General features: G+C 63.4%; 27 protein-coding genes and 1 pseudogene. 19 read left to right on the plus strand and 9 right to left on the minus strand.

What is annotated here, in order from left to right; translation table 11 throughout:
• The first annotated feature begins 98 nt into the window (after positions 1-98).
• From serS to miaE, 4 genes are all read left to right on the plus strand, one after another.
• Entirely contained in the window at positions 99-1,394 is a 1,296-nt protein-coding gene (gene serS / locus QLG02_RS19840; protein ID WP_011705744.1) for a serine--tRNA ligase, read from the plus strand.
• Between the two features lie 186 nt (positions 1,395-1,580).
• Complete coding sequence (locus QLG02_RS19845; protein WP_011705745.1) at positions 1,581-2,069, plus strand: CvpA family protein; 489 nt, start codon at positions 1,581-1,583, stop codon at positions 2,067-2,069.
• Between the two features lie 21 nt (positions 2,070-2,090).
• Positions 2,091-3,611, plus strand: a complete 1,521-nt coding sequence (gene purF / locus QLG02_RS19850) for an amidophosphoribosyltransferase (RefSeq protein WP_011705746.1) — start codon at positions 2,091-2,093, stop codon at positions 3,609-3,611.
• A 184-nt stretch (positions 3,612-3,795) separates the two neighbouring features.
• Positions 3,796-4,554 (plus strand): tRNA isopentenyl-2-thiomethyl-A-37 hydroxylase MiaE, encoded by a 759-nt coding sequence (gene miaE / locus QLG02_RS19855; RefSeq protein WP_011705747.1) that lies wholly within the window; start codon positions 3,796-3,798, stop codon positions 4,552-4,554.
• A gap of 154 nt (positions 4,555-4,708) precedes the next feature.
• Here miaE and QLG02_RS19860 read toward each other — a convergent pair whose 3' ends face one another.
• From QLG02_RS19860 to pspF, 7 genes are all read right to left on the minus strand, one after another.
• A complete protein-coding gene (locus QLG02_RS19860) occupies positions 4,709-5,494 on the minus strand; it encodes an ATP-binding cassette domain-containing protein (RefSeq protein WP_011705748.1) in 786 nt (261 codons plus the stop codon).
• Between the two features lie 55 nt (positions 5,495-5,549).
• Complete coding sequence (locus QLG02_RS19865) at positions 5,550-6,548, minus strand: oligopeptide/dipeptide ABC transporter ATP-binding protein (protein WP_005300065.1); 999 nt, start codon at positions 6,546-6,548, stop codon at positions 5,550-5,552.
• Complete coding sequence (locus tag QLG02_RS19870) at positions 6,548-6,676, minus strand: hypothetical protein (RefSeq protein WP_282465966.1); 129 nt, start codon at positions 6,674-6,676, stop codon at positions 6,548-6,550. Before QLG02_RS19870 ends, QLG02_RS19865 begins: the two co-directional genes overlap by 1 nt.
• Positions 6,676-7,569 (minus strand): ABC transporter permease subunit, encoded by an 894-nt coding sequence (locus tag QLG02_RS19875; RefSeq protein ID WP_016350464.1) that lies wholly within the window; start codon positions 7,567-7,569, stop codon positions 6,676-6,678. Before QLG02_RS19875 ends, QLG02_RS19870 begins: the two co-directional genes overlap by 1 nt.
• 35 nt (positions 7,570-7,604) lie before the next feature.
• Positions 7,605-8,564 carry an ABC transporter permease subunit gene (locus tag QLG02_RS19880; protein ID WP_011705751.1) on the minus strand — a complete coding sequence of 320 codons (960 nt, stop codon included), beginning with the start codon at positions 8,562-8,564 and terminating at the stop codon, positions 7,605-7,607.
• Between the two features lie 2 nt (positions 8,565-8,566).
• Positions 8,567-10,162 carry an ABC transporter substrate-binding protein SapA gene (gene sapA, locus QLG02_RS19885; RefSeq protein WP_045524999.1) on the minus strand — a complete coding sequence of 532 codons (1,596 nt, stop codon included), beginning with the start codon at positions 10,160-10,162 and terminating at the stop codon, positions 8,567-8,569.
• 90 nt (positions 10,163-10,252) lie between these two features.
• Complete coding sequence (gene pspF, locus QLG02_RS19890) at positions 10,253-11,287, minus strand: phage shock protein operon transcriptional activator (protein WP_273766894.1); 1,035 nt, start codon at positions 11,285-11,287, stop codon at positions 10,253-10,255.
• Between the two features lie 196 nt (positions 11,288-11,483).
• On the opposite strand from pspF, the gene pspA reads away from it, so the two are divergent.
• The 12 genes and pseudogenes from pspA to QLG02_RS19950 all read left to right on the plus strand — a co-directional run bounded on the left by pspA (position 11,484) and on the right by QLG02_RS19950 (position 21,106).
• Positions 11,484-12,164 carry a phage shock protein PspA gene (gene pspA, locus QLG02_RS19895; RefSeq protein ID WP_011705754.1) on the plus strand — a complete coding sequence of 227 codons (681 nt, stop codon included), beginning with the start codon at positions 11,484-11,486 and terminating at the stop codon, positions 12,162-12,164.
• A 3-nt stretch (positions 12,165-12,167) separates the two neighbouring features.
• Entirely contained in the window at positions 12,168-12,404 is a 237-nt protein-coding gene (pspB, locus tag QLG02_RS19900) for an envelope stress response membrane protein PspB (protein ID WP_005300084.1), read from the plus strand.
• Entirely contained in the window at positions 12,401-12,805 is a 405-nt protein-coding gene (gene pspC, locus QLG02_RS19905; RefSeq protein WP_016350467.1) for an envelope stress response membrane protein PspC, read from the plus strand. Before pspB ends, pspC begins: the two co-directional genes overlap by 4 nt.
• 131 nt (positions 12,806-12,936) lie before the next feature.
• A complete protein-coding gene (locus QLG02_RS19910; protein WP_282465967.1) occupies positions 12,937-14,343 on the plus strand; it encodes a YcjX family protein in 1,407 nt (468 codons plus the stop codon).
• 66 nt (positions 14,344-14,409) lie between these two features.
• The gene (locus QLG02_RS19915) at positions 14,410-15,441 is read left to right on the plus strand and encodes a TIGR01620 family protein (protein WP_219305661.1); all 1,032 of its coding nucleotides are present in this window, start codon (positions 14,410-14,412) and stop codon (positions 15,439-15,441) included.
• Between the two features lie 171 nt (positions 15,442-15,612).
• Entirely contained in the window at positions 15,613-16,407 is a 795-nt protein-coding gene (gene phhA / locus QLG02_RS19920) for a phenylalanine 4-monooxygenase (RefSeq protein ID WP_282465968.1), read from the plus strand.
• A 54-nt stretch (positions 16,408-16,461) separates the two neighbouring features.
• Positions 16,462-16,800, plus strand: a complete 339-nt coding sequence (locus QLG02_RS19925) for a 4a-hydroxytetrahydrobiopterin dehydratase (RefSeq protein WP_011705759.1) — start codon at positions 16,462-16,464, stop codon at positions 16,798-16,800.
• Positions 16,801-16,831: 31 nt separating this feature from the next.
• Positions 16,832-16,921, plus strand: a pseudogene (locus QLG02_RS19930) (4a-hydroxytetrahydrobiopterin dehydratase); the annotation flags it as partial.
• Positions 16,922-17,055: 134 nt separating this feature from the next.
• The gene (tyrR, locus tag QLG02_RS19935) at positions 17,056-18,603 is read left to right on the plus strand and encodes a transcriptional regulator TyrR (protein WP_085735165.1); all 1,548 of its coding nucleotides are present in this window, start codon (positions 17,056-17,058) and stop codon (positions 18,601-18,603) included.
• Between the two features lie 198 nt (positions 18,604-18,801).
• Entirely contained in the window at positions 18,802-19,350 is a 549-nt protein-coding gene (locus QLG02_RS19940; RefSeq protein ID WP_282465969.1) for a YfiR family protein, read from the plus strand.
• Positions 19,347-20,615: a diguanylate cyclase gene (locus QLG02_RS19945; RefSeq protein ID WP_039214590.1), complete on the plus strand. Its 1,269-nt coding sequence runs from the start codon at positions 19,347-19,349 to the stop codon at positions 20,613-20,615. Before QLG02_RS19940 ends, QLG02_RS19945 begins: the two co-directional genes overlap by 4 nt.
• Before the next feature lie 2 nt (positions 20,616-20,617).
• Entirely contained in the window at positions 20,618-21,106 is a 489-nt protein-coding gene (locus tag QLG02_RS19950; protein ID WP_029303240.1) for an OmpA family protein, read from the plus strand.
• 57 nt (positions 21,107-21,163) lie between these two features.
• On the opposite strand, the gene QLG02_RS19955 is transcribed toward QLG02_RS19950, so the two are convergent.
• Positions 21,164-21,898 (minus strand): TerC family protein, encoded by a 735-nt coding sequence (locus QLG02_RS19955; protein WP_016350476.1) that lies wholly within the window; start codon positions 21,896-21,898, stop codon positions 21,164-21,166.
• 118 nt (positions 21,899-22,016) lie between these two features.
• On the opposite strand from QLG02_RS19955, the gene QLG02_RS19960 reads away from it, so the two are divergent.
• The 3 genes from QLG02_RS19960 to QLG02_RS19970 all read left to right on the plus strand — a co-directional run bounded on the left by QLG02_RS19960 (position 22,017) and on the right by QLG02_RS19970 (position 25,283).
• Positions 22,017-23,132, plus strand: coding sequence for an ATP-NAD kinase family protein (locus QLG02_RS19960; RefSeq protein WP_041216318.1), 1,116 nt, complete (start codon positions 22,017-22,019; stop codon positions 23,130-23,132).
• Between the two features lie 110 nt (positions 23,133-23,242).
• Complete coding sequence (locus QLG02_RS19965) at positions 23,243-23,521, plus strand: YfcL family protein (protein ID WP_011705767.1); 279 nt, start codon at positions 23,243-23,245, stop codon at positions 23,519-23,521.
• Between the two features lie 97 nt (positions 23,522-23,618).
• Entirely contained in the window at positions 23,619-25,283 is a 1,665-nt protein-coding gene (locus tag QLG02_RS19970; protein ID WP_016350478.1) for an AMP-binding protein, read from the plus strand.
• An 84-nt stretch (positions 25,284-25,367) separates the two neighbouring features.
• On the opposite strand, the gene cdd is transcribed toward QLG02_RS19970, so the two are convergent.
• Positions 25,368-26,249: a cytidine deaminase gene (cdd, locus tag QLG02_RS19975; RefSeq protein ID WP_282465970.1), complete on the minus strand. Its 882-nt coding sequence runs from the start codon at positions 26,247-26,249 to the stop codon at positions 25,368-25,370.
• Positions 26,250-26,333: the final 84 nt, after the last annotated feature.

Genomic DNA, 26,333 nt, shown 5'->3' on the forward strand with positions numbered 1-26,333 from the left:
CGACAGGGGTGCGCCAACCGATGTTAACTTCCGGATCTGTTTTCCAGCCCGTCATGATGACTCAGGCCCAGATCCCATTTTAAAAAAGTAGGTAAACCATGCTGGATCCCAAATATCTGCGCAGCGATATCGCCGAAGCTGCCGCTCGTCTGGCGACACGTGGCTACGTTCTGGACGTAGCGGCTGTCAATGCTCTGGAAGAGAAACGCAAGGATCTGCAGTCCCGTACCCAGGAGCTGCAGGCCGAGCGCAACGCCCGCTCCAAATCCATCGGTGAGGCTGCCCGTCGCGGCGAAGATGTTGCCCCGCTCAAGGCCGAGGTCACCAAGATCAACGAAGAGCTCGAGACCAGCAAGGTCGAGCTGGATGCCCTGCTGGCCGAGCTGAAGGTCATCGCAGACGCCATCCCCAACCTGCCGAGCGACACCACCCCGGTTGGCCGTGACGAGAACGACAACGTGGAAGTGCGCCGCTGGGGCACCCCGCGCGAGTTCAGCTTCCCGGTACGCGATCACATCGATCTGGGTGAAGCGGCCAAGGGCGTTGACTTCAAGAACGGCGTCAAGCTCTCCGGCTCCCGTTTCGTGGTGATGAAGGGCCAGATTGCCCGTCTGCACCGTGCCCTGGCCCAGTTCATGCTGGACCTGCACACCCTACAGCACGGTTACACCGAGTGCTACGTGCCCTATCTGGTCAACCCGGACAGCCTGTACGGCACCGGCCAGCTGCCCAAGTTCTCCCAGGACCTGTTCAATACCGGCATCGACGGCGAAGGGGAAGAAGAGGGCAAGGTACGTAAGTTCTCCCTGATCCCGACCTCCGAAGTGCCGCTCACCAACATGGCCCGCGACGAGATCTTTGACGAGCAGGAACTGCCCATCAAGATGACCGCCCACAGCCCCTGCTTCCGTTCCGAAGCCGGCTCCTACGGTCGTGATACCCGTGGCCTCATCCGCATGCACCAGTTCGACAAGGTCGAGATGGTACAGTTGGTGCACCCGGAGAAATCCTGGGAAGCGCTGGAAGAGATGGCGGGTCACGCCGAGAAGGTGCTGCAGCTGCTGGAGCTGCCGTATCGCGTGATGGCGCTCTCCACTGGTGACATGGGCTTCTGCGCCGCCAAGACCTACGATTTGGAAGTGTGGCTGCCGGCCCAGAACACCTACCGTGAGATCTCCTCCGTCTCCAACTGCACCGACTTCCAAGCGCGCCGCATGCAGGCTCGCGTGCGCATCGATGGCAAGCCGCAGCTGCTGCACACCCTGAATGGCTCCGGCCTGGCGGTGGGTCGCACCCTGGTGGCGGTGATCGAGAACTACCAGCAGGAAGACGGCCGCATCGCCATCCCGGCGGCGCTGCAATCCTACATGGGCGGCCTGACCCACATAGGGTAAGCGCTCATTGCAGACGACAACGCCATGGCATGCCATGGCGTTGTGCATTATGGCGTCGGTCAACCGTTTCAATGGGCAGTGAATGCGCTGGTTCGCCGCCTGTTTGAACCGTTAACACATTTTTATCAAGCATTGCGCAATCGTTTTTGTTAGACTGCGCCGCAATTTCGCAGGACATCTTTTTCTATGGTCTGGATTGATTACGCCATCATCGGCATCGTCGGTTTCTCTGCTCTCATCAGCCTGGTGCGCGGCTTCGTCAAGGAGGCCATGTCCCTTGTCACCTGGTTCGTCGCCTTCTTCATCGCCAGCCATTTCTATTCGGATCTCGCCATCTACTTCACCTCCTTCAGCGACCCGCTGGTGCGCAACGGCCTGGCCATCGCCGCCCTGTTCGTGGCGACCCTGATCCTTGGCAGCGTGGTGAACTACGTGGTGGGTCTGCTGGTGGACAAGACGGGGCTGTCCGGGACCGATCGGGTGCTCGGCATCTGTTTTGGCGCTATCCGCGGGGTACTGATCGTCAGTGCCCTGCTTTTTTTCATGGATACCTTCACCAATCTCTCCCAGAGCGACTGGTGGACGGCGTCCAAGCTGGTGCCCGAGTTCAAGCCGGTCATCCAGTGGTTTTTTGGGTTCATGCTGAACTCATCGAGTTTTCTTAAACAGGTATAGTGACTTCGAGGTAGCAAAGACATGTGTGGTATTGTCGGTATAGTTGGCACCACCCCCGTCAATCAGGCCCTCTACGACGCCTTGACGGTGTTGCAGCACAGGGGACAGGATGCCGCCGGGATCGTGACCATTGACAGTGGAAACTTCCGGCAACGCAAGGCCAACGGCCTGGTGAAGGACGTGTTTGAAGTGCGTCACATGCAGCGCTTGAAAGGGCATATCGGCATAGGACATGTCAGATATCCCACCGCAGGCAGCTCCAGTGCCGCTGAAGCCCAACCTTTTTACGTGAACTCCCCCTACGGCATGGTGCTGGCCCACAACGGCAACCTCACCAACGCCAAAGAGCTCAAGGAGCAGCAGTTCAAGGTGGCCCGTCGCCACATCAACACCACCTCGGACTCCGAGGTGCTGCTGAACGTGCTGGCGCACGAGCTGGATCTCTGCGACAAGATGGCGCTGCGCCCGGAAGACATCTTCTCGGCGGTGCGCAAGGTGCACCAGCAGATCCGCGGCGCCTATGCCGTGGTCTCCCTGGTGATCGGCCACGGCCTCATCGGTTTTCGCGACCCTAACGGCATTCGCCCGCTGATCCTGGGCCGCCGGGTCGACGAGCAGGGGCAGGTGGAGTACATGCTCGCCTCCGAGAGCGTGGCGCTTGACGCCATCGGTTTCGAGACGGTGCGCGACGTCGCGCCGGGGGAGGCCATCTACATCACCGAGCAGGGCCAGCTCTTCTCCGAGCAGTGTGCGGAGAACCCGCAGATGAGCTCCTGCATCTTCGAATACGTCTACTTCGCTCGCCCTGATTCGTGCATCGACAAGGTGTCGGTCTATGCCGCCCGCCTCAACATGGGCCGCAAGCTGGGCCAGAAGATTGCCCGCGAGTGGGAAGATCTCGACGTGGACGTGGTCATCCCCATCCCGGAGACCTCCTGCGACGTGGCGCTGGAGATCGCCCACACCCTGGACTTGCCGTACCGTCAGGGCTTCGTGAAGAACCGCTACATCGGCCGTACCTTTATCATGCCGGGCCAGACCCAGCGCAAGAAGTCGGTGCGCCGCAAGCTCAATGCCATCAGCTCCGAGTTCAAGGGCAAGAAGGTGTTGCTGGTGGACGACAGCATAGTGCGTGGTACCACTTCCGAGCAGATCATCCAGATGGCCCGTGAAGCGGGGGCAGCCAAGGTCTACTTCGCCTCGGCGGCGCCGGAAATTCGCTTCCCCAACGTCTACGGCATTGACATGCCCACCGCCAACGAGCTGATCGCCCACGGCCGGGAAGTGGAAGAGGTGTGCAAGCTGATTGGCGCCGACGGCCTCATCTTCCAGGATCTGGAAGATCTGGAAGCGGCGGTGCGGGAGATCAACCCCGAGCTGCGCCACTTCGAGACCTCGGTGTTCAACGGCCATTACGTCACCTCCGACGTGGATCAATCCTACCTCGACCACCTTAACGCCATGCGCAGCGATGACAACAAGGCGGTGCGCGAGTGGCAGGAAGGCACCAGCAACCTGGAAATTTTTAACGAAGGCAGTTAAACGTTTTCCACGCTGACGTGTTGCAACGAGATGGGGGCCCTGGCCCCCATTGTTGTTTCCGCTCGCTGAAAAGGGCCCGCATCTGCTTGAAAAAACAGCGTTTGTACCCGCAGCTATGGGCAGTGACGGCGGGATCCGCTAGCATGGGCCGCCGCCGTATCAACCCGAACAGACGAGAATTCAGATGGATGACCTGCTAGCCCCCGTGCGCCAGTTTTTGCACTGCGAGACCCCGGATGCGTGGATCGAGATGGCGCGGGATCCTGCCTGGTTGCCGACCCTGCTCATCGATCACGCCAACTGCGAGAACAAGGCCGCGCTCACCGCCCACAGCCTGGTGCGCCGCTACTGCTTGCCCAAGGGCAAGCGCCATCTGCTGCCCAAGCTGGAGTTCTATCGGGAGCTGGACGCGATTCCGGAGAAGGCCGAGATCCTCGGCAAGCGCAGCATGGGGGAGTCTGAACGCTCGGTCTTTGCCGAGCTGGAGCGCAATCCGCTGCTGTTTCCCATGGTGCGGCTCATTCAGGAGGAGCTGCATCACTTCGAGCAGGTGCTGGAGATCATGCAGGCCCGCGACATTCCCTATGGCCCGGTGACCGCCTCCCGCTATGCCCGCAACCTGATGCAGCATGTGCGCACCCACGAACCCGCCACCATCGTCGACAAGCTGATCATCGGCGCCTATATCGAAGCGCGCTCCTGCGAGCGGTTTGCCAAGCTGGCGCCCCATCTGGACGAGGAGCTGGGGCGTTTCTACGTCTCCTTGCTGCGCTCCGAGGCGCGCCACTACCAGGACTATCTGGCGCTGGCCGAGCAATATGCGGGGGAGGACATCAGTGAACGGGTGGCCTTCTTCGGCCAGGTGGAGGCGGAGCTGATCCGCTCGCCGGATCCGCAGTTCCGGTTCCATAGCGGTCTTCCTGTCAGATCTGACAGTTGTTGACGGGCAGGGCGCTGCCTACCATTGCAGCGTTCCTACTACGAGCGACGCATTCATTTTTGAGCGCAATTCCCGGCCCCTGAGCCGGGATTTTTTTGTCTCTTTTTAATGCGCGACAACGGCGGGCAAGGGCCGGCGGCGAGCCGCCGGGTGGGGATCAACGGCGGTATTCGTTGTTGTAGTTCTGGATGAGGCGCCGGGTCACCTCATGCTGGGGATCGGCGAACACCTTGAGGGTCTTGCCGCGCTCCACCACCCGCCCTTCGTGCATCACCAGCACCTCGTCGCTGATGTGGCTCACCACCCCCAGATCGTTGGCCACCAGCACATAGCTCAGCCCCATGGTCTCCTGCATCTCCAGCAGCAGGTTGATGATCTGCGAGCGCACCGAGATATCCAGGGTAGAGAGCGCCTCGTCGGCCACCACGATCTTGGGGTTGAGGATCAGCGCCCGTGCCAGTGCCACCCGCTGCTGCTGACCGGCGGAGAGCATTTGCGGATAGAAGAGGGCGTGGTCCGCCAGCATGCCCACCATGCGCAGGGTCTGCACCACCTTGTCGCGGCGCTCCTCCTCGGTCATCTCGGTGTTGAGGCGCAGCGGCGTCTCCAGGATCTGGCCGACCCGGATCTTGCGATTGAGGGAGGAGTTGGGGTCCTGGAAGATCATCCGCAGCAGCTTGCAGCGGGTCTGATAGTCGCCGTGGATCATCGGCTGCCCCTCGATGGCGATCTCGCCACCGCTCGGCTCTATCATGCCCGCCAGAATGCGGGCCAGGGTGCTCTTGCCGGAGCCGGCCTCGCCGACGATGGCCAGGGTCTGGCCCACCTCGAGATCAAAGGAGAGCGGCTTGATGGCTTCCACCGCCCGGCGTCGAAACAGGCCGGTGCGGTTCTGATAGGTCTTGCACAGGCCCCTGACCTGCAACAGGGAGGGTTCGATCACTGTCCTGGCTCCTTGGTGAGAGGGCATGCTGCCACGCTCTGATACGGGATTGAATTCACTTTTTGGGCTCTTCCATGTTCAACGGGAAGTGGCAGCTGAACTGGTGCCCCTTGATCTTGCTCATCAGCGGGGTCTGCACGCACTGCTTCTGGGCGTAGGGGCAGCGGGGGCCGAGCCGGCAACCGATGGGCAGGTGCTGCAGCGGCGGGATCACGCCGGGCAGGGTTTCCAGGCGCGACTTGTGGCGCACCAGCTTGTCAAAGTCGGGGATCGACTTGAGCAGCGCATCGGTATAGGGGTGGTGCGGCGTCTCCAGGATCTGCTCCCGGGTGCCCACCTCCACCATCTGGCCGCAATACATCACGTTGATGGTGTCGGTCAGGTTGGCGATGGCGGCGATGTCGTTGCTGATGATCAGGATGGTGGTGTTGCCCAGCTTGTTCATCTTGTCCAGCAGCCGCAGGATCTGCGAATGGGTGGTGGACTCCATGGCGCTGGTGGGTTCGTCCGCCACCAGCAGGCGCGGCTGATTAGCGATGGCCATGGCGATCATCACCTTCTGGCACATGCCGTCCGACAGCTCGTGGGGGTAGGCCCGCATCACCTTGCGGTGATCCTTGACGCCGACCCGGTGCAGCAAGGCGATGGCCTTCTTCTTGCGCCACTGGAAGCGCTGCCAGAACTGCCCCTCGAAGGAGTCGGTCGGGATCGCCTCTTCCAGCTGGGTGCCGATCTCCTCGGAGGGGTCGAGACAGCTGATGGGGTCCTGGAAGATCATGGCGATCTCGCGGCCCATGATGCGGCGCCGCTCGCGGGGCGCCATGGTCAGCAGGTCCATGTCGTTGAAGCGCATCCGGTCGGCGCGCACCGTCCAGTTGTCCTTCTGGATACCGACGATCACCTTGGCCACCAGACTCTTGCCGGAGCCGGACTCGCCCACCAGGCCGCGGATCTCCCCCTCGGCCAGGGTCAGGCTCACCTTGTCCACCGCCTTGACCTTGCCCTGCGGGGTGTCGATCTCGATGGTGAGGTTGCGTATGTCGAGCAGAGGCATCAGTCGTTCCCCTCTTTGAGTGCTTCGTGAATGCCTTCACCAACCAGCGATGGGTTGACCTGCACGCCGTACAGGAATGGGCAGGGGACAAGGGTGAGCATGCCTATCTTGGGCACAGAGCATTGCATCAGTCATTCCCTTCTTTGAGCGCTTCGCGAATGCCTTCACCAACCAGGTTGGTGACCAGCACGCTGAACAGGATGGCCATGCCCGGCAGGGTGACGGTCCAGGGGGCGAGATAGATGAGATCGCTCGAATCGGCCAGCATGGCGCCCCATTCCGGTTGTGGTGACTGGGCGCCGAGGCCGAGAAAGCCCACCGCCGAGATGTCGAGGATGGCCGCCGACAGGGTGCGAGTGGTCTGGGCCACCAGGGTTTCGACGATGTTTGGCAAAATGGCCAGCCGCATGATGCGCAAGGGGGGTGAGCCGTCGAGCCGGCTGGCGATGATGTACTCCTTCTGCATCTCGGTGTGAACCGCGTTGTAGGTGGCCCGGATGAAGGGAGGGATCAGCGCCAGGGTGATGGCGATCAGGGTGTTGAACAGACCCGGCCCCAGGATGGCCACCATGATGATGGCCAGCAGCAGGGAGGGGATGGAGAGCAGGGTATCGAGCAGGTGGTGCAGCACGCTCGACTTGAGCCCCTTGCTCATGCCGCCGAGGATGCCGATGGCGGTACCCGCCACCATGGCGATCACCACCACCAGCAGGGCGTTGCCAAAGGTGAACCTGGCGCCCACCACCAGCCGGGAGAGGATGTCGCGGCCCAGATCGTCGGTACCGAGGAAATAATCGATGTTGCCGCTGTTGGCCCAGGAGGGGGCCAGCAGCAAGCGGGAACTGTGCTGTTCGTCGATGCCGTAGGGCACCACCAGCGGGCCGAACAGGGTGATGAGCAGCAGGATCACGAAGCACCAGAGCCCTGCCATCGCCAGCGGATTGCGGCGATAGGAGGCCCAGGTCTGCTCCAGCGGCGAGAGGATCTTGAGCTCGGGGTAGAGGCTAGTCTTGTCTTGCATAGGATTCCTGGCTCCGGGTCATGCCATGAGCACGTTCAGTCTTGTTTTGCATAGAGTTCTTTGCGCCGCGCCGGGTAGATGATGGTGGTGAGCAGCTCGGTGCTGACGCTGATGAAGATGACGAAGCTGGCCACCACCAGGGTGGCACCGCGGATGGCGGCGTAGTCCTGCAGGGCGATGCTGTTGATGAGCCAGCGGCCGATGCCGTGCCACTCGAACACCACCTCGGTGATCATGGCGGAGGTGAGCACGCTGCCCAGTTGCAGGCCCAGCAGCGGCAGCACCGGTGGCAGGGCGTTCTTGAGGCCGTGACGCCAGACGATCTGGCGACGGGAGAGGCCGCGGCTGGCCGCCGCCTTGATGTAGTTCTGCTTCATCACGTCGATGAGGGAGCTGCGCACGTGGCGGATCACCTCGGTGGTGGGTACCACCGCCAGCACCAGCGAGGGCAGGATCAGGTGGCGCAGGGCGTCGTGCAGGGCGGCCTGGCGCCAGGGCTCGTGGCTCATCAGCACGTCGATGAGGGCGATGCCGGTGATGGAGGGCACGTCATAGAGCAGGCTGATCTGGCCGGAGGCGGGCAGCCAGCCCAGATCCAGCGAGAAGAACATCACCACCAGCAGTGCCAGCCAGAACACCGGCACCGCGTAGCCGATGAGGCCGGCGGTCATGATGGTCAGATCGAGCGGCTTGCCCTGGGAGAGGGCCGCCAGGGTGCCGAGCGGAATGCCCACCAGCAGCGAGATGGCGAAAGCCGCCACGCAGAGGATCAGGGTGGCGGGGAAGTAGTGACGGATCTCGTCCAGCACCGGCAGGCCGGAGACGCTGGAGAGCCCCAGATCCCCGTCCAGAATGCGGCGCAGGAAGTCGGGGTAGCCGCTCCAGAAGCTGGCCTGCTGGCCGATGAGGCGCACGTCCAGCAGGTAGGCGACGAAGGTCAGCGCCAGCAGGGTGATGAGCAGCAGATTGATGCGACGCAGGATATAGAGAAACATGCTTACTCCCGATAGGCCTGGTTGAAGACGGTGCCGCCAAAGGGCATCAGGGAGAGCCCCTCGATGTCGCTGCGGCTGACCTGGGTGCGCAGGGCATGGGCCAGCGGAATGAGCGGCATCTGCTCATTGAGCAGGGTCTGGGCGTAGTAGTAGTTGCGCAGCCTGAATGCCAGCTGGGGCGTGGTCACCGCATCGTCCAGCAGCTGATCAAACGCCGGGCTGCACCAGCGGCTGTAGTTGTTGCCACGCTCGACGGCGGCGCAGCTCAGCAACTGGCGAAAGAAGTTGTCCGGGTCGGCGTTGTCGGCAATCCAGCCGCTGAGCAGGCTGTCGTACTGGCCCTGGGCGAGGCGGGCCTCGATGACCGGCCACTCCTGCTGCACGATTTTGAGCTTGATGCCGACCTTGGCCAGATCGCTTCGCATCAGCTGGGCGGTTTTGAGGGCATCCGGGTTGTAGGCGCGCGAGCCCGGCTGCACCAGCACCTGCATCTCGAACCCTTGCTCCAGTCCCGCCTCCTTGAGCAGCTGGCGCGCCCGCTTGAGATCCGGCTGGCGCATCGGCAGGGAGGGGTTGTAACCCCAGGAGAGCGGCGGCAGCAGGCTGTTGGCGGGCTGGCCCGTCTCGAAATAGACCGCCTGCAGCAGGTTGTCGATGTTGATGGCGCTGGCGATGGCCTGGCGTACCTGCACCTTGTTGAACGGCGCCTTGCGGGTATTGAGGGCGAGGAAGGCGACGTTCATGCCGGACTGCACCGCCAGGCTGAGGTCGGGATCCTGGTCGATCACCGACAGCTGGCTGGCGGAGGGGGTGCTCATCACGTCGCACTCGCCGGTCAGCAGCTTGGCCAGCCGCTTGGACGATTTGGGGGTGATGTCATAGATGAGCTGCTCAATCTTGGCCTCGCCGCCCCAGTAACCGGGGTGGCGCAGGTAGCGCACGTATTCGTTGTGGCGATACTCCTTGAAGCTGAACGGCCCGGTGCCCACCGGACGGCTGTCGATGAGCCCCGGGGTGCCGGCTTTTTGCAGCTGCCCGGCATACTCGGCGGAGAGCACGATGGCGTAGTCGCTGGCCAGGGTGGCAAGGAAGGAGGCATCCGGCCGGTTCAGCTCGAATACCACCTGATCCGTGCCCTTCTTGTAGACCCGCTTGATCAGCTGATCCAGCCCCAGGCTGTAGAAGTAGGGGTATTCGCCACCGGAGACGTCGTGATAGGGGTGCTGCTTGTCGAGCAGCCGCTGCCAGGTGAACACCACGTCGTCGGCGTTGAGGGGACGCGAGGGGTTGAACCAGGGCGTGTGGTGAAAGGTGACGCCCTTGCGCAGGGTCAGGGTATAGAAGAGGCCGTCTTCGCTGGTGCTCCAGCGGGTGGCGAGCCCTCCCTCCAGCGCCAGGGTGTTGGGATTCACCTCCAGCAGGCGGTCGTAGAGCGGGCGCGAGCTGGCATCCAGGGTCACCCCGGAATTGGAGACCTGGGGATTGAAGGTCTGGGGCGAGCCTTCCGCACAATAGATGAGTCCCGTCCTGGACGCGTCGTCTTGTTTCTGACAACCGGTGAGCAGCACCAGCATTCCAAGCAGCAAGGGTTTGAGCATTCTCATTGTCGAACCATGTTTTTATACGAAGTTGCCGGCGACGGGGCCGGCAAGGGGTGGGTGCCGCTCTGGGGCAGGCTGCCCGGGTGATTAATCCGCATCGTTGTCACTGTCCAGCAGCTGGTATTTGCGCAGCATGCCGCGGAACTGGTGATAGCTCAGGGCCAGCAGTTGGGCGGCTTTGCGCTGATTATACTGGGATTGCTGCAGCGCTTGCTTGAGTAAATTAATCTCGTAGCCCGCCACCGCCTGTTTGAGATCCAGCGGCAGGGCGGGGGAGTCCGGTGTCACCGTCGGCGCCTGCTCCAACTGGACAGTGGTCGTGACCGTCGCCGGGACCAGAGGGCGCCAGGGGGAATCGAACGGGTTGAGCACCAGCTCGGCCAGCGGCAACTGGGGGTTGCCCTGGCGGTAGATGCTGCGTTCCACCACGTTTTTCAGCTCCCGCACGTTGCCGGGCCAGGGGTAATCCAGCAGCAACTGGGTCGCCTTGCGCGAGAACCCGGCAAACAGCGGATAGCCGAGCTCCCGGGTCATGCCGTGGGCGAAGTGTTCCGCCAGCATCAGAATATCTTCGCGCCGCTCCCGCAGCGGAGGCAGGGTGATGACGTCGAAGGCGAGCCGGTCCAGCAGGTCGTGGCGAAACTGCCCCTTGTCGGCCAGCGCCGGCAGATCCTCGTTGGTGGCACACACCAGTCGCACATCCACCTTGAGGGCCTTGGCGCCACCCACCCGCTCGAACTCGCCGTATTCGATGACCCGCAGCAGTTTTTCCTGCACCCGCGCGCTGGTGGTGGCCAGTTCGTCAAGGAAGAGGGTGCCGCCATCGGCCCGTTCGAAGCGGCCCTGGTGGCGCTTGGCGGCGCCGGTGAAGGAGCCGGCCTCGTGGCCGAACAGCTCGGTCTCCAGCAGACTCTCGCTCAAGGTGGCGCAGTTGACGGTGACAAAGCTTTGATCCCAGCGCGCCGAGAGATAATGTAGGCGGTGGGCGATGAGCTCCTTGCCGGTCCCCCGTTCGCCGATAATCAGCACGGGCTTGCGCAGCGGCGCCAGGCGGGAGGCCTGCTCAATGATCTCGAGAAATGCGTTGGATTCCCCCAACAGGCTTTCCGTGGCCGTGGTCATAGTCATCCCCGTGAATCGTTGAAAGCTGGTCAATCTTACCAAAAGTTGGTGATTCTAATCATTACTTGTGTGGCGCATCTTGAAACTCGACTTATCTGCCCCATATAAATCAACAAGTTAAATTCTGTTCCAGATTGGCACACAAGTTGCCATTGTCAATGGAGAAACAACGTATGCCAACCACAGGAGTACAATCATGAGTATTTTTTCCCGCCTGGCCGACATCATCAATTCCAACCTGACGGCCCTGCTCGACAAGGCAGAAGATCCCCAGAAGATGGTGCGCCTGATCATCCAGGAGATGGAAGACGAGCTGGTGAAGGAGCGCTCCAATCTGGCTCGCTTCCTCGCCAACCAGAAAGAGATCGGCCGTCAGGTCAGCCGCCATCAGGAGCGGGTCGCCGAGTGGCAGGGCAAGGCCGAGCTGGCCCTGAGCAAGGGACGGGAAGACTTGGCCCGCGCGGCCCTCATCGAGAAGAAGAAGCAGGCCGAGCTGGCCGACGGCCTCGAGCGCGAGCAGCAGGCGGTGGACAGCGGCATCGCCAAGCTGGGGGAGGAGATCCGTCAGCTGGAAGCCAAGCTGGAAGATGCCCGTGCCCGCCAGAAGGCGATGGCCATTCGCAGCGAAGCGGCCAGCAGTCGTCTCAACGTGCAGAGCCAGGTTGCCCGTGGCGACAGCCAGGCGGTAGTGAGCAAGTTCGAGCGCATGGAGCGCCGCATCGACGAGATGGAGGCCCGCGCCGATCTGGGACAATCCGACAAGGCGCTGGCCCAGCAGTTTGCCGAACTGGAAGCCGACGATCAGATAAGCAAAGAGCTCGAGGCCATGCGCCAGAAGCTGGGTCAAGGCGATACCACGCCGAAACAGGGGGAGTAACAGATGGAAGATCTGCTGGGTGTATTGATGGTTCCCATGGTGGTCTTCATGGTGGTGGTGGCCCCCATCTGGCTGGTGCTGCACTACCGCGCCAAGGGGCGCATTGGTGCCGGTCTCGCCGATGGTGAGCGTGAACAGCTGCAGGGGCTGCTGGTACGTGCCGAGAAGATGCAGGAGCGGGTAGGCGCCCTGGAGTCGATTCTGGATGCGGAAGTCCCGGGCTGGAGGAACAAGGTATGAGCAGCATCAGTCGTGAAGGGCGCAACCTCTATCGTGACCCCCAGCGCGGCAAGATAGCCGGGGTCTGTGCCGGTCTGGCAGAGTACTTCGGGGTGGAAACCTGGATCGTGCGGCTGCTGGCCATCAGCGGCCTCATCTTCGCCGGTTTCATCACCTTCACCGCCTACGTGGCCGCCTGGTTTCTGCTCGACAAGAAGCCAGTCACCCTCTACGCCCAGGAGGATGCCGACTTTGCCGAGGTGCGGATGAAGGCGCGCAGCTGGCAGGCGGGCATCACTCCTCATCAGGCCCTTGCCCGCATCGGCCAGGAGCTGGATGGGCTGGAGCCCAGATTGCAGCGCATCGAGAAGCTGGTGACCTCCAAGGAGTTCACCCTGCAGCGGGAGTTTCGCAACTTGTAACCCTGAGCGGCGCGATGGCCCCGCCGGCACGTCCTGGCCTTTGAGGGCGGGCACCGCGCCAGGGGGCCATCGCGCGGGGTGGCAGCGGCCATCCTCCTTCGCTCTGGATGGACGGGAGAACAGGACAAGCCTTGATACTCAATAAACTGGAACAGCAGTTCAATCGCCTGCAGCACAGGGCGAACGATGTGGTCAACCGGGTACGGGATCGCCACATCCGGCTGGCAGTCACCGGCCTCTCTCGCAGCGGCAAAACGGCCTTCATCACGGCGCTGGTCAACCAGCTGGAACACGCGGCCATCGACGGCCGCCTGCCCCTGTGGGATGCCCTGCGCCAGGGGCGCATCCTCGGTGCCCGCCGGGTGCCCCAGCAAAATGCCCACATTCCCACCTTTGCCTACGAACGCGGCCTCGACGCCCTGTTTGGCGATCCGCCGGCCTGGCCCGAGCCCACTCGCGGGGTGGCCGAGGTGCGCCTCGAAATTCGCTATCGCACCCGCCATCCCCTGCGCAAACACCTGGGGGAGATCTCCACCCTCTACGTGGATCTGGTGGACTACCCCGGGGAGTGGCTGCTTGACCTGCCGCTCCTTGAGATGAGCTACGAGCAGTGGAGCGAGCAGGTGCGCGAGCAGCTGCGCCGCCCCGAGCTGCAGGCCCTTGCCGCCGGCTGGCTGGCACCCGAATGGCAGGCGGATCAGGGCTTCGAGGAGCGGCCGGTGGCCCAGCTCGCCGAGCGCTACACCGACTACCTGCATGCCTGCAAACAGGAGCTGGGATTGCACCTGATCCAGCCTGGTCGTTTCGTGCTGCCGGGGGAGTATGCCGGCGCCCCCCTGCTGCAGTTCGTGCCCTGGGTGTGGGCGATGCCTGCTAGCGAGCCCGCCGAAGGCACCCTCTACGCCACCCTCAAGCAGCGCTTCGAGCAGTACAAGCAGCATCTGGTGCAGGGTTTTTATGAGCAGCATTTTGCCGGTTTCGATCGCCAGATCGTGCTGGTGGATTGCCTGCAGCCCCTCAACGCTGGCGCGGCCAGCTTTGGCGACATGCAGCAGGCCATTGCCCGCATCATGGAGAGCTTTGCCTACGGCAAGAGCAACTGGTGGCGCCGGCTCTTCTCGCCGCGCATCGACAAGTTGCTGTTCGTGGCGAGCAAGGCCGATCACGTCACCCCGGAGCAGCACGGCCCCATGGTCTCCCTGCTGCAGCATCTGGTGCGCAGCGGCCGCGGCCAGGCCCGCTTTGAGGGGATTGCCACCGAGTGTCTGGCACTGGCCGCCATCAAGGCGACCGAGGTGGGCAAGGGGGTGGCCGATGGCCGCGAGTTCCCCGCCATCCGTGGCACCAGCCTGAGCGGTGAGCCGCTGCTGCTGTTTCCGGGCGAGGTGCCGTCCCATATTCCGCCCGCCCAGTGGTGGAACAATCAGGGCTTTGATTTTCAGGCGTTTCGCCCGCTGCCCATGAGCGCCCATCAGGCGCTGCCCCATATCCGGCTCGATGCGGCGCTGGAGTTTCTGCTCGGGGATCACCTCGAATAACCGGTGTGCGGCACGGGCTGGTTGCCTGCGCCGTACCCGGGAGACTGTTTTCAGGAGAACAAGGCGATGAACGATCAGATAAAAGAGCGGCCACCGCTGCAGGGCAAGGTGATCCTGGAGCCCGCGTTGACGGCAGCCGAGAAGGAGCGAGCGCCGGCGCCGGCCCAGCGACTGGAGGAGGCGAGCTTCGAGCGCCTCGATGAGCTGGAAGATCTCACCGAGGTGGAGAGCGCCCTCGTCATCAAGCCGCGTCGCCGTCATCGGCTGCTGGCTTGGGGGCTGGGGGCGGTTGGTGTGCTCTCCTTGGGCCAATATGGCGCCTTCCTTTACGATCAGTTTCTTACCACCCCGCTCTGGGGTGGCGCCTGGCTGGCGGCCTCGGCGCTGGTGGCGGCGGGCACCGCCGGCGTGGTGGGGCGCGAGTGGCTGCGGCTGCGCACCCTCAAGCGGCGCCAGGATGTGCGCTCGCGGGCCGAAGATCTGCTGGCCCATCAGGGGGTCGGCCAGGGCCAGGCCTTTTGCGAAGGGCTGGCCGAACGTAGCGGTGACAAGGGGCGCGAAGGGTATCAGACCTGGCTGGCCCAGCTCGACGAGAGCCACAGCGATCGGGAAGTGCTGACCCTCTACAGCCAGCTGGTGCTCGGCGAGCGCGACAAGCTGGCGCAGGCGCGGGTGGCCAAATGGTCGGGGGAGGCCGCCGTACTGGTGGCGCTGAGCCCGCTCGCCACCGTCGACATGATGCTGATGCTGTGGCGCAACCTGCGGATGATCGAGGATATCGCCGACGTCTACGCCATCGAGCTCGGCTACTGGAGCCGCATTCGCCTCATTCGTCAGGTGTTTCGCAACATGCTCTACGCCGGCGCCACCGAGCTGGTGACCGAGGTGGGGATGGACTTGCTGGGGGCTGAGCTTACCGCCAAGCTCTCCGCCCGCGCCGCCCAAGGGGTAGGGGCCGGCCTGCTCACCGCTCGCCTCGGCCTGCGCACCATAGAAGCGTGTCGCCCGCTGCCCTGGTGCGCGGACGAGAAACCCAGGCTCGGCGAGCTGCGCAAGCGGCTGATCGGCCAGCTGGCGGGCTACCTCAACAAGGGGTGAACGGCCGGCCAGGGCTCGATTGTGGTTGTCACAAATTATTTACAATTGTCAGCGGCAGCCGACCCTTGGGTCGGCTGCTTTTTTGGGGGGCAAACCGTTACAGTGATCCCATCGCGCAATGGCGCCTGACCGCCCGGATGGCGGGTCGCAACCCAGAGGATGGAGTCACCCATGGCAAGTCTCTACACCGCCCACCAGCCGGATGAAGCGGGCACGATCCACTACTCGGACGAGGAGCACGGCACCTGGCAGATCCTGATCGCGCGCCAGCTGGCGGCGCTTGAGGGCAAGGCCTGTGACGAGTACCAGGCCGGGCTGGCGCGGCTCGACCTGCCCCGGGATCGGATCCCCCAGCTGGCCCAGATCAACGCCGTGCTGCAGCCGGCCACCGGCTGGTCGGTGGCGGCGGTGCCGGCGCTCATCTCCTTTGACCGCTTCTTTGCCCTGCTGGCCAACCGCCAGTTTCCGGTGGCCACCTTCATTCGCCGTCGGGACGAGCTCGATTATCTGCAGGAGCCCGACATCTTTCACGAGATCTTCGGCCACTGCGCCATGCTGACCAACCCCGCTTTTGCCCACTTCACCCATATCTACGGCCAGCTTGGCCTGCGGGCCGGCAAGGAGGAGCGGGTCTTTCTGGCGCGGCTCTACTGGTTCACGGTGGAGTTTGGCCTCTTGGCCACGGCAAAGGGGCTGCGCATCTATGGCGGCGGCATTCTCTCCTCCATCGGCGAGACCGCCTATGCCCTCGGCGGCCAACCCGTGCTGCAACCCTTTGATCCCATCGAGGTGCTGCGCACCCCGTATCGCATCGACATCATGCAGCCCACCTATTTCGTGCTGCCCGAGCTTGGCGAGCTCTATCGTCTGGCGGAGCAGGACATCATGGCCATGGTGGCCGAGGCGCGCCGCCTGGGGCTGCGTCCCCCCCGTTTTGCACCGGCCGGCGGCAAGCAGGCGAGCTGAGCCGCCCGCCGGTGTTTGATTACCCCCTTTTCATCGATACACAAGGAGAGTCCCATGTCCGAACTGGCCAGCCAGCAGTGTGAAGCGTGCCGCGCCGATGCCCCCAAGGTGAGCGAGCAGGAGCTGAACGAACTGATGCGCCTCATCCCAGACTGGCAGCCGCTGGTGGTGAAAGGTGAGCTGCAGCTGCGGCGCGAATTCACCTTTCGCAACTTCAAGGAGGCGCTCGCCTTCACCAACCGGCTGGGTGAACTGGCAGAGGCGGAGTTTCATCATCCGGCAATCCTGACCGAATGGGGGAAGGTGACCGTCAGCTGGTGGACCCACAAGATAGGCGGCTTGCATCGCAACGACTTCATCATGGCGGCGCGTACGGATGAGCTGCTGAAGTGAAGACGTCCTCACTCATCGAGTGGGTGATATGGTGACCGCCAGCTAGTGGACCCACAAGATAGGTGGCTTGCACCACAACGACTTCATCATGGCGGCGCCTACCGACCAGCTGCTCAAATAAACGTCTGTAGATGGCGCGGGCCTGCCCGGTGAAAACGGGGCGGGCCCGCATTTTTATGGGCTGGCGCTCGCACTGGCGGGATCGAGTCTGTATTATCCGGTCATTCATAGAGTTAGCTAGGAAGTGTGTCCCGAATGCGTCTTGAAGTCAGCTGTGAAGACCGCCTGGGCCTGACCCGGGAACTGCTCGACCGTCTGGTGGAGCACAACATCGATCTGCGCGGCATCGAAATCGATACCTCAGGCATCATCTATCTCAACTTTCCCGAGCTGGAGTTTCGTGATTTCCAGCACCTGATGCCGGAGATCCGCCGCATTCCCGGGGTCTATGACGTCAAGACCATCCCCTACATGCCCTCCGAGCGCGAACACCACGAGATCGAGGCGCTGCTCAAGGCGCTGCCGGATCTGGTCTTCTCCCTCGATGCCAAGGGCAAGGTGACCCAGGCCAACCAGTCCGCCCTCACCACCCTGGCTCTGCCGGTGGAGGAGGTACGCGGCGTGGCGCTCGGCACCCTGGTCAAGGGCTTCTCCTTCAGCCGCTGGCTGGAAGCGAGCGAGATCCGGCCGCAGACCTGCAAGCTCAGCATCAATGGCGAAGAGTATCTGGCGGATCTGATGCCGCTGTTCGTGGCCGAAGAGAAGGGCAGACAGGCCCTGGCCGGCGCCGTGGTGGTACTCAAATCCGCCCGCCGGGTCGGCATGCACTTCAGCGCACTGCACGCGGTGGAAGTGGGGGGCTTTGAACACCTGCAGGCCGAGAGCCAGAAGATGAAACAGGTACTGGCCCAGGCGAGCAAGCTGGCGATGCAGGATGCGCCGCTGCTCATCGTCGGCGAGACCGGTACCGGCAAGGAGCTGCTGGCCCGCGCCTGTCACGGCGCCAGCCTGCGCTCCAGCCACCCCTTCATGGCGCTGAACTGTGCGGCTATGCCGGACAACGTGGCCGAGAGCGAGCTGTTCGGTTACGCCCCCGGCGCCTTTGGCAACAACACCGAGGGCAAGCGCGGGGTACTGGAGCTGGCGAGCGGCGGCACCCTGATGCTGGACGAGATCGGCGACATGTCCCCCCATCTGCAGACCAAGTTCCTGCGGGTGCTGCAAGATGGCGTGTTCCGCCGGGTCGGTGACGAGCAGGAGGTGAAGGTCAACGTGCGCTTCATCTGCACCACCCAGAAGCAGCTGCTGGATCTGGTGCACGAGGGCAAGTTCCGGGAAGACCTCTACTATCGCCTCAACGTGCTGAGCCTGGCGCTGCCGCCGCTGCGAGAGCGCAAGGCGGACATCATGGCGCTGGCGCAGCAGTTCGTCTCCCGCTTTGCCAGCGAATTGCAGCGTCCGCGCCCGCGCTTTACCCGCAACATGGCCGAATACCTGACCGCCTACCGCTGGCCGGGCAACGTGCGCCAGCTGCGCAACTGCCTCTACCGCGCCATGACCTTGCTGGAAGGGGACGAGATCGGCCCTGAGCACGTGGATCTGCCGGTGGCGGCCGACGCCATGCCGCTCATCGACGAGTGGTTCGAAGGGGGACTGGACGAGGCGGTGAAGCGCTTCGAGAGCCGGCTGCTGGAGCGGCTCTACCCGGCGTTTCCCTCCACCCGCCAGCTGGCCAAACGGCTGGGCGTGTCGCACACCGCCATTGCCAACAAGTTGCGGGAATACGGGATCAACAAGAAGTAACCCCATGAATGCACTTTATTGCAGGGCTCACGCACGGGTGGGCCCTCGTCATTATTGTGATGCCGGCCCGGTCAGCCCCTTGCTCTGTCGGCTGCGCCTTGTCATGCTGCTGACAAGTTCAATACTATTTCCATCCGGCTCACCCCTCGCGGGCAACCGCCCTTTCTGGGTGCTGATGTGGGCTTAAGCGCAGGCACGATGCACTCTTTTTCACTGATCCGGATCCTGGCGTGGTTGGCGCCGCTGGTTTGCACGCTGGCCCTCTCCACCGAGCCGCCCCCCCTGACCTCGGCCGAGCTGCGAGCCGAGCAGGTGCGCCAGACCGTGCTCGACATTCTCAGCTACACCCGCTGGCCGACTGAACCGAGCGAGCTGCGCCTGTGCGTGGCGGCGCCGACGGAGTACGCCACCGCGCTCTTCTCCATCAAGCAGCAGGCCAACGGCCGGCCGGTCAGCGTCCATCGCTACGACGTCGATGACAAGGCGATCGGCCCCCAGTGTGACGTGCTCTATCTGGGGGTGTTGTCCCCCGAGCGACGGCTGCCGCTGTTCGAGCGGCTGCGCGGCTACCCCATTCTCAGCATCAGCGAACACAGCACCGAGTGCGTGGCCGACTCCGTCTTCTGCCTGCAGATCGGCAAGGAGCGGATCCGTTTTCGGGTCAATCTGGATGCTCTGGCCAGGAGCGGGGTGCGGGTGCATCCCGCCGTGCTCAAGCTGGCCAAGGCCGATGAGGGGAGCTCATGATCGGCTTGTTCCGCCCCCCCAACCAGCGTCTCACCTTGCGACAGAGTCTGGGACGCACCCACCTGGTGACGTCCCTGACGGCGGTCTGCATGGCCGGTGTGCTGCTGACCGGCATCGCCCTGCTGGCGCTGCGGCTCTATGCGGATCACAACCTGGAACTGGTGGCGCGGGCCATCAGCTACACCAGCGAAGCGGCCGTGGTGTTCCACGACGAAGAGGCGGCCCGCGAGGCGCTGCAGGCCATCACCACCCACGAGGATGTGGCGCGAGCCAGCATCTATCTGCCGAGCGGCCAGCTGCTGGCCAGTTGGAGCCGGGCCATGAGCACCCCCTGGTCCGGTCTTGAGCAGTATCTGGCGCGGCTCATTCTGCCGGGGCCGGTGGATCAGCCCATGCTGCGGGGCGGGGTGGAGATCGCCCGCATTCATCTGGTGGGGCACGGCCAATACCTGCTGCTATTCCTGTTGCAGACCCTGCTGGCCATGCTGCTCTGCCTGGTGCTCAGCACCCTGGGGGCGCTCTACGTGGCGCGCCGGATGCAAAACTCCCTCACGGCGCCGCTCAAGGATCTGGCCCAGGTGGCCCACAGCGTCAGCCGCCAGCGGATCCTCGCCATGCGGGTGCCCGAGGCCAACATCGCCGAGCTGCATGCGCTCGGTCAGGATTTCAACTCCCTGCTCGACGAACTGGAAGCCTGGCAGGCCCACCAGCGGCGGGAGAATGCCAGCCTGCTGCACCAGGCCACCCATGACGCCTTGACCGGCTTGCCCAATCGTGCTCTGTTTGAGGCTCGTCTGGATCAGGCTGTGACCACCGGCCGGCTGCATGATGAGCGCTTTGCACTGCTCTACCTCGATTGTGATCGCTTCAAGCAGATTAACGACACCCTGGGCCATGCCGCCGGGGATGACGTGCTGATCGCCCTGGCCAGACGGGTACAACATCAGCTGCGGCCGATGGATCTGGTATGCCGTCTGGGGGGTGACGAGTTTGCCATCCTGCTGACCCCCTTGTCCCAGGTGGGCGAGGCGGAAGATGTGGTAACCCGCATCCAGCAGGCCATGGCAGACCCCGTGGTACTGGGGGATGGTAGCCAGCTGCTGGCCGCCGTCAGCATCGGGATTGCGCTGTATCCGGATCAGGGGCTGACCGCCGCCGATCTGCTGCAGCAGGCGGACCATGCCATGTACCAAGCCAAACGGCTGCGTCGGGAGCGTGCGCTCCATGACCAGCTGGAATTTGATGTCTCTGCTGAGGAAAAATAACAATGAAGATCCATGTCCTGATGAAAACCGGCTTGATCGGCCTGCTGTTGAGCGTGCTGGCGGGGTGCCAAAGCGCCCCCCACGGCCTGACCGCAGCGCAGATCGCCGTACTCAAGGAGCAAGGCTTTCGCCTGACCGACGAGGGTTGGACTCTGGACTTCTCCAACCGTGTGCTGTTTGCCAACAACGCCGGCGCCCTGACCCCCAAGACCCGCGTGGTGGTGGAAAAACTGGGCAAGACCCTGCAGGAGGTAGGCTTGAACCGGGCGCGGATCGATGGTCATACCGACTCCAACGGGGCGGCGGACTATAACGATCAGCTCTCGTACAAGCGGGCGCAGTCGGTGGCCGACGTGCTGGTATCGGTGGGTATGCCGCAGGCCAACCTGGACATCCGGGGCCGTGGTGAACGCGATCCGATCGCCGACAACAAGACAGCGGCTGGTCGGGCCGAGAACCGCCGCGTGGCGATTGTCATCAGCAATGAATGACATGGTTGTGTAGATAAAAAAAGAGCGCCTGATGGCGCTCTTTTTTGTGGCTCGCAGTTATTCCTGCTTGAGCTTTTCGCGGTCGTGGTGACTGCGCAGGCGGATGTTGATCATCTCCACCGTCAGCGAGAAGGCCATGGCGAAGTAGATGTAGCCCTTCGGAATGTGCAGATCCATCCCCTCGGCCATCAGTGCGAAACCGACCAGGGTGAGGAAGGAGAGGGCCAGCATCTTGATGGTGGGGTGGTTGTCGACGAAATCACCGATGGCCTTGGCGGCGAACATCATGATGAAGACGGCGATCATGATGGCCAGCACCATGACCGGCACGTGATCCGCCATGCCCACGGCGGTGATGACCGAATCCAGGCTGAAGACGATGTCGAGAATGGCGATCTGGATCAGGGTGCTGATGAAGCCGGACGCGGCGGCGCTCACGCTCTCTGGCTCGGCGGCGCCCTCCAGGGTGGCGTGGATTTCGTGGGCACTCTTGCCGATGAGGAACAGACCCCCCAGCAACAGGATGAGATCGCGGCCCGAGATGGCCTCGCCCAGCACGGTGAACAGGGGCTCGGTGAGACGCATCACCCAGGCCAGGGAGAGCAGCAGCAGGATGCGGGTACCCATGGCGAGACCCAGCCCCAGGATCCGCGCCTTCTGGCGCTGTGCCTCCGGCAGGCGGCCGACCAGGATGGAGATAAAGATGATGTTGTCGATGCCCAGTACGATCTCGAGCAGGGTCAGGGTGGCGAGCGCGACCCAGGCGGAGGGGTCTGCAATCCATTCCAGCATGATTGAACCTTGGTTGAACTTTGATTGAGGGTTGAAGCCGCGCATTCTAACAGGGGGTTATGGCTTGTCCCAGTGGCAGGAAAAGATAAAAATGGCGGCCATCCAACGGGAGGAACACATGTTTCGTTTAGGACTCATCATCAATCCGGTCGCCGGCATCGGCGGCGCGGTCGGACTCAAGGGCAGTGACGGCATGGTGGCCGAGGCGCTGGCCCGTGGCGCCGTTCCCAAGGCCCGCGAGCGGACCCGTCAGGCGCTGCTGCCGCTGTGTGAACTGGCGGACCGCTTCGAGCTGCTGACGGTGGCGGGCGAGATGGGGGCCGAGCTTGCCGGCGAGCTCGGCCTGCCTTGCCGCATCGTTTATCAGCCCGCGGCAGCAGCCACCACGGCGGCCGATACCCGTATCGCCGCCGAACGGATGCGCGAGGCGGGCGTCGATCTGCTGCTGTTTGCCGGCGGTGATGGCACCGCGCGGGACATCTGTGCGGCGGTGGGGGAGGCGTGCCACGTGCTCGGTATTCCGGCCGGCTGCAAGATCCACTCCGGGGTCTATGGGGTAACGCCCGCCGCCAGCGGCCGGGTGGCGGCCCGGATGATCGCCGGCGAGCTGCTGAGTCTGGTGGATGCCGAGGTGATGGATATCGACGAGGAGGCGTTTCGCGCCGGCAAGGTGCGCGCCCGCCATTACGGCCAGCTGCAGGTGCCCGGCGATCTGCGCTATGTGCAGGCGGTCAAGCAGGGGGGGCGCGAGTCTGAAGAGCTGGTGTTGGCAGACATCGCCGCCGGCGTGGTCGAGCAGATGGAGCCCGATACCCTCTATCTGATGGGCTCCGGTAGCACGGTGGCGGCCTGCATGACTGAGCTCGGCCTCGAAAATACCCTGCTCGGTGTGGATCTGGTGGAAAATGGCCGGCTTATCGGGCAGGATCTGTCCGCCGCCGAGATCCTGACCCGGATCCGTGGCCGTCGCTGCCGGCTGATCATTACCCTGATCGGCGGTCAGGGACATCTGTTCGGGCGCGGAAATCAGCAACTGAGTCCAGAGGTGTTGCGGGCCGTCGGGCGGGACCAGATCCAGGTCCTGGCCACCAAAGCCAAGCTGGCGGCCCTTGCGGGCAGGCCCTTGCTGGTGGATACCGATGACCCGGCGCTGAACCGGTCGTTAAGTGGTTATCTGCGGATCACCACGGGATACAAGGATCAGGTCATCTACCCGGTGGCCAACCCGGAATAGGACATCAAGGATGCGGCTGGCCTGGCGCCAGAGAGCCGTGATCAACCGGATCGCGGTTCCACTCCCCCGAATTATTTTGCCGGCAACCCCGGAAAATGAGGCTGCGTTAAATGACGATTCATGATTTTGAGCACAAGTTGTTGGGACTGATAGACGGCATGGTGGCCACGGCGACCGACGATGAGCTGTTTGCCGGGGGTTATCTGCGCGGCCACATCTCGCTGGCGGTGGCGCGGGCCGAGCTGGAAGGCAAGACCCTGGTGCGGGATGTAAAGAGTTATGTGCTGCGCAGCCTGAACGAGGCCATCCTGCAGGGTGAGCTCTCCGAGCAGGACGAGAAGCTGGTGCAGGCAATGTGGATTCGTTTGCAACAACAAGCAGAAGCTTGATCGGTTACACAGTTCAAACAGAAGTTTGAGTTTATTCTTCCCTGAGGTTAGTGAAAGGTTAATAATAAGTTTCGCCTTTTGTTTCAGGGATTAAACTATGGCTTCCTCCTCGCGTATTGCCAATAAACTGCCGCTCGAAATGCTCTACCAATGGGAGCGGCAGTGTCCTGACCGAGTCTATCTGCGTCAAACCATCAACCGCGAATACCTGGACTTCACCTGGGGTGAGGTCGCTGACGAGGCCCGCCGCATGGTGACGGCGCTGCGTCAGCTGGGGCTGGTGGCCGGCGACAAGGTGGCGCTGCTCTCCAAGAACTGCGCCCAGTGGTTCATCGCCGATCTCGCCATGCAGATGGGGCAGTACGTGAGCGTGCCCATCTACCCCACCGCCAACGTCGACACCATCGAATACGTGCTGCGCCACAGCGAGGCCAAGGCGATTTTCGTCGGCAAGCTCGATGACTGGAAGAGCCAGGAGGCGGGGGTGCCCGCCGAATTGCTGCGCATCGCCTTTCCCTATGACACCATGCCGGCGGCCCACCAGTGGGACGATCTGCTGGAGCAGCACGAACCCATCCCGGACAGTCCGGTGCAGGCTCCGGACTCCCTGCTGAGTCTGGTCTACACCTCCGGCAGCACCGGTAAGCCGAAAGGGGCCATGCTGAGCGTCGAGCGCTACGCCTGGTCGTGCGAGAAGCTGGTGGAGGCAGTCGGGCTGTGCGAGCAGGATCGCGGCTTCTCCTACCTGCCGCTGGCCCACATCACCGAGCGGGTCTATGTCTATGGCGGCAGCCTCTATGGCCGCGCCGAGATCGCCTTCCCCGAGTCCCTCGATACCTTCATCGAGGACGTCAAACGCTGCCGTCCTACCGTGTTCATCTCGGTGCCACGGCTGTGGGCCATGTTCCGCATCAAGATCCACGAGAAGCTGCCCCAGAAGAAACTCGAGCTGCTGCTCAAGATCCCGTTCGTGTCGGGCCTCATCAAGCGCAAGCTGCAAAAGGGGCTGGGGCTGGATCAGGCGCGGGTGCTGGGCTGTGGCTCGGCGCCGGTGGCACCGGCCCTGCTCGAGTGGTATCACAGCATCGGCATCGAGATCACCGAGGCCTGGGGCATGACCGAGAACCACGCCTTCTCCACTCTCAACTACCCATTTCGGGCCGACAAGATAGGCACGGTCGGCAAGGCGGGGCCGGGGGTCACCATCAAGATCTCCGACGAAGGGGAGATCCTCTGTCGCTGCGAGGGGATGATGCTGGGTTACTACAAGGATCCCGAGCACAGCCGTGAAGCCATCGACGAAGAGGGCTGGCTGCACACCGGCGACATGGGCAAGCTGGATCGGGAGGGTTATCTCACCATCACCGGTCGCATGAAGGACGTGTTCAAGACCGCCAAGGGCAAGTATGTGGCACCGGTGCCCATCGAGGGACTGCTCGGCCAGGAGCCCATCATCGAGCAGCTGTGCGTGATTGGCTACGGCATGCCGCAGCCGGTGGCGCTGGTGCAGCTGGCGGAGAGCGCCATGAAGGGGGATCGCAATCAGGTCAATGCCCAGCTGGAGGCGGCCCGCAACCGGGTCAACGAGCAGCTGGAGTCCCATGCCAAAATCCGCGGCATCCTGGTGGTGAAGAGCCCCTGGAACATCGAGAACGGGGTGCTCACCCCGACCATGAAGATCCGCCGCCACCTGCTGGAGCAGAAGTATGCCGATCTCGGCGACGCCTGGTCCTCTTCCCAGAGCATCATCTGGGAGTCCTGACGGGGCCCGGCAGGCTTGCTGCCGATCACCACGAAACAACAAGGGGAGCCACTGGCTCCCCTTGTTGTTTCGGGCAACGGCAGGTCAGACCGCCTGATACTCCAGCTCGACCGAACCGAGCGCCTTGAGGGTGGCGCGGGCGGAGTCCTGCTGGCTGATCTGGCCATCCTTGCTCTCCAGCAGCACGGCGCGGCGGATGGTGGCGAGATCCTCGCCGCCCAGCACCGCGTGGGCACAGGCCATCTGCATCGGTGGCAGGCTGGGGTTGAAGGCGGCGTTTTCGGCGTAGCGACCGCAGAAGATGTGACCGTCGGCGAACTGCAGCGCCACCGCGGCATAACCCTGGCTGTAGGGGGCGTAGCTCTGGCGGGCGGCGGCCAGCGCGGCCTGCCACAGCGGATCGTCGCTCTCAAGCGTGAGCTCGTCGTGGGCCTGCGGGCTCATCAGCGCGTCCGTGATGTCCAGATCCGCCGGGCCGAACGAGTGGGGCAAGAAGGATTGCAGCGCGCTCAAATCATCCGGCAGAGAGACTTTCAGGAGCTTTGCGGTGCTCAGCTCGTTCATGAACTGACGGCAGTGGCCGCAGGGGGTGTAGTTGACGGTGATTTCTGAGATGCCGGTCTCGCCACCCAGCCAGGCGTTGGAGATGGCGGACTGCTCGGCATGGACCGAGTGGAACAGCCCTTGACCTGCAAACTCCATGTTGGCGCCGAAATACCAGGTGCCGCTCAGGCCGCAGGCGATGGCACCGACGAAGAACTTGGAGATGGGGGCCACCGAGCAGGCGGCGGCCAGCGGCAGCAGGGCCAGGCGCAGGGCGCGATCGTCAAGACCGGTGGCGGCCTTCAGCGTGGCGACCTGATCCGGGGTGAAGCGAGCCTGGAAATCATCGCCCAGCATGGGCAGCAGCGCCGCCTTGAGCGGGGCGGACAGGGTATCGAGTGGCTTGGCAAAACGGGGATGCATAGTGTGTCCTCAAAGGCCAATTGGGGGGCCATTGTAGGGAGCAAGCTCGGCTAAATGTGTGAGCGTGCTCACGCCCTGACGGGC

The organism is Aeromonas sp. V90_14, assembly GCF_029967615.1.
Classification (GTDB): Bacteria; Pseudomonadota; Gammaproteobacteria; order Enterobacterales; family Aeromonadaceae; genus Aeromonas; species Aeromonas hydrophila.

Coding starts and splice junctions, on each gene's coding strand:
- serS (WP_011705744.1), top strand. CDS start 99: ATGCTGGATCCCAAATATCTGCGCAGCGATATCGCCGAAGCTGCCGCT.
- QLG02_RS19845 (WP_011705745.1), top strand. CDS start 1,581: ATGGTCTGGATTGATTACGCCATCATCGGCATCGTCGGTTTCTCTGCT.
- purF (WP_011705746.1), top strand. CDS start 2,091: ATGTGTGGTATTGTCGGTATAGTTGGCACCACCCCCGTCAATCAGGCC.
- miaE (WP_011705747.1), top strand. CDS start 3,796: ATGGATGACCTGCTAGCCCCCGTGCGCCAGTTTTTGCACTGCGAGACC.
- QLG02_RS19865 (WP_005300065.1), bottom strand. CDS start 6,548: ATGCCTCTGCTCGACATACGCAACCTCACCATCGAGATCGACACCCCG.
- QLG02_RS19870 (WP_282465966.1), bottom strand. CDS start 6,676: ATGCAATGCTCTGTGCCCAAGATAGGCATGCTCACCCTTGTCCCCTGC.
- QLG02_RS19875 (WP_016350464.1), bottom strand. CDS start 7,569: ATGCAAGACAAGACTAGCCTCTACCCCGAGCTCAAGATCCTCTCGCCG.
- QLG02_RS19880 (WP_011705751.1), bottom strand. CDS start 8,564: ATGTTTCTCTATATCCTGCGTCGCATCAATCTGCTGCTCATCACCCTG.
- sapA (WP_045524999.1), bottom strand. CDS start 10,162: ATGCTCAAACCCTTGCTGCTTGGAATGCTGGTGCTGCTCACCGGTTGT.
- pspF (WP_273766894.1), bottom strand. CDS start 11,287: ATGACCACGGCCACGGAAAGCCTGTTGGGGGAATCCAACGCATTTCTC.
- pspA (WP_011705754.1), top strand. CDS start 11,484: ATGAGTATTTTTTCCCGCCTGGCCGACATCATCAATTCCAACCTGACG.
- pspB (WP_005300084.1), top strand. CDS start 12,168: ATGGAAGATCTGCTGGGTGTATTGATGGTTCCCATGGTGGTCTTCATG.
- pspC (WP_016350467.1), top strand. CDS start 12,401: ATGAGCAGCATCAGTCGTGAAGGGCGCAACCTCTATCGTGACCCCCAG.
- QLG02_RS19915 (WP_219305661.1), top strand. CDS start 14,410: ATGAACGATCAGATAAAAGAGCGGCCACCGCTGCAGGGCAAGGTGATC.
- phhA (WP_282465968.1), top strand. CDS start 15,613: ATGGCAAGTCTCTACACCGCCCACCAGCCGGATGAAGCGGGCACGATC.
- QLG02_RS19925 (WP_011705759.1), top strand. CDS start 16,462: ATGTCCGAACTGGCCAGCCAGCAGTGTGAAGCGTGCCGCGCCGATGCC.
- tyrR (WP_085735165.1), top strand. CDS start 17,056: ATGCGTCTTGAAGTCAGCTGTGAAGACCGCCTGGGCCTGACCCGGGAA.
- QLG02_RS19940 (WP_282465969.1), top strand. CDS start 18,802: ATGCACTCTTTTTCACTGATCCGGATCCTGGCGTGGTTGGCGCCGCTG.
- QLG02_RS19945 (WP_039214590.1), top strand. CDS start 19,347: ATGATCGGCTTGTTCCGCCCCCCCAACCAGCGTCTCACCTTGCGACAG.
- QLG02_RS19950 (WP_029303240.1), top strand. CDS start 20,618: ATGAAGATCCATGTCCTGATGAAAACCGGCTTGATCGGCCTGCTGTTG.
- QLG02_RS19955 (WP_016350476.1), bottom strand. CDS start 21,898: ATGCTGGAATGGATTGCAGACCCCTCCGCCTGGGTCGCGCTCGCCACC.
- QLG02_RS19960 (WP_041216318.1), top strand. CDS start 22,017: ATGTTTCGTTTAGGACTCATCATCAATCCGGTCGCCGGCATCGGCGGC.
- QLG02_RS19965 (WP_011705767.1), top strand. CDS start 23,243: ATGACGATTCATGATTTTGAGCACAAGTTGTTGGGACTGATAGACGGC.
- QLG02_RS19970 (WP_016350478.1), top strand. CDS start 23,619: ATGGCTTCCTCCTCGCGTATTGCCAATAAACTGCCGCTCGAAATGCTC.
- cdd (WP_282465970.1), bottom strand. CDS start 26,249: ATGCATCCCCGTTTTGCCAAGCCACTCGATACCCTGTCCGCCCCGCTC.